Annotated in this window: 2 protein-coding genes; both read right to left on the bottom strand. The window is 43.4% G+C overall.

Annotated features, from left to right (window positions below):
- Positions 1-425: Jag N-terminal domain-containing protein (locus Q0117_RS08185; protein ID WP_297924463.1), on the bottom strand; the 425-nt coding region annotated here is incomplete at its 3' end.
- Positions 422-1,648, bottom strand: a 1,227-nt coding sequence (gene yidC / locus Q0117_RS08180) for a membrane protein insertase YidC (RefSeq protein ID WP_297924462.1), incomplete at its 5' end; no start/stop codon positions are given. The genes yidC and Q0117_RS08185, both read right to left, overlap by 4 nt.

The following is a 1,648-nucleotide window of genomic DNA, read 5'->3' as shown; positions in this document are numbered from 1 at the left end:
AGCTTGATATAGACGGTATTTTCGTCGATTTTGCTAACATCGCTAACTTCGATATTAAACTCACTTGATCTAAAAAGTGCAGATAGCTTCTCTTTGATATCGGATAGAATTTCATCCGTCACAGCGCCCTTTTGCTTTTCTTTGCGATGTTTAGAATGCGTGGTGCGAGGACTTTGAGACTCTGATTTGTCGCCCTGCTTTTTCTCTGCTTTGCCGACTTTATTTTGCGAGGCGTTAAATTCCGGATTTTCGCTAAATTTCTCCCCTTCCAAAACCGCTTCTATAATAGCATTTTTTTTAAAGAAGCCCAAAAATCCACCGCTTGGATGCTGCAGCACGCGCACGTTAAGTTGCGTTACCGAGCATCCAAGCTCAGATGCTGCTTTATTATATGCGTCTTTTAAATTTTCTGCTTCAATTATCATGACTTTTTCTCCGCTATTTGAGCTTGTTTATGCCTAGCAAAGGCTTTATTAATGACATATTGCTGGATAATGGAGCAGAAATTATTTACCGTCCAGTATAACGTAAGACCCGCAGGAAACATTACAAAAAATACCGTAAAAATGAGCGGCAAGAATTTCATCATCTTCTCTTGCATCGGATCGGTAAACGTAGTCGGTGTAATCTTTTGCTGCAAAAACATCAAAATTCCCATCGTAATCGGCAGGATGTAATATGGATCTTTAAGCGACAGATCGTGGATCCACAGCGCCCACTCCGCGCCCTTTAGCTCGATCGCATTAAGTAGCACGCGGTAGATCGCGAAAAATACCGGTATCTGAAGCAGTATTGGCAAGCAGCCGCCCATCGGATTGGCACCGTTTTTCTTATACAGATCCATCATATGCATCTGCAGCTTTTGCTTATCGTCCTTATATTTTTCCTGAAGCTCCTTCATCTTAGGCGCCAGATCTTTTAGCTTATTCATCGATAGCATTCCCTTGTAGCTTAGCGGGAATAAGATTAGGCGGATAATGAGCGTAAGCACGACGATCGACCAGCCCCAGTTGCCGATGTAGCCGTGTAGCCAGTTTAGAAATTTAAACATCGGGCGGGCGATGAAGGTAAACCAGCCGTATTCGATAATGTGCGTAAGAGCAGGATTTATCGAGCTTAGCGTCGCGTGATCTTTCGCGCCAATATAGCCCGTAAGACTAAGATCGCCGTCCGAGCCTATGAAAACCTGCGAAATTTTATCTGCGTCAGTCACGGTCGCATTCAAGCTCTCTCCGTAAAATAGCGTCGTATAATAGCGATCGGAGCTTGCAGCGATATTTACGCCACTTATTCGCTCGTTTTTATCCACATCACCATCTTTAAAAATTTCTACGCTTTCGCTTATAGCTTGTGAGCCCGTAAAAAATGAAGCGATTTTATCTGAAATTCCAGCTTCGCCCGGTTTTCCTACGATGACGCCGTGAACCGTATAGCTATCTACTTCTACGTTCGGACGCGAGCCGGGGCTGATGAAATAACGCGCATTGCCGCTTAACTTCAGATCCAATTTATAACTACCATTTGGATAAAAAGTAAGAATTTTATTTATGCTAACGGCGCCTAAACTTTGACTTAATGTAACACTAGCCTCTCCATTTCGTACGTCCAGCTCGCTAGATGAAGCGCTGTAAGGAGTATCGAAAGCCAT

The organism is uncultured Campylobacter sp. (assembly GCF_937997535.1).
In the GTDB taxonomy this organism is placed as follows: domain Bacteria; phylum Campylobacterota; class Campylobacteria; order Campylobacterales; family Campylobacteraceae; genus Campylobacter_B.
The sequence above is the reverse complement of the archived record's forward strand: the minus strand, read 5'-3'. Positions and strand labels throughout refer to the sequence as shown.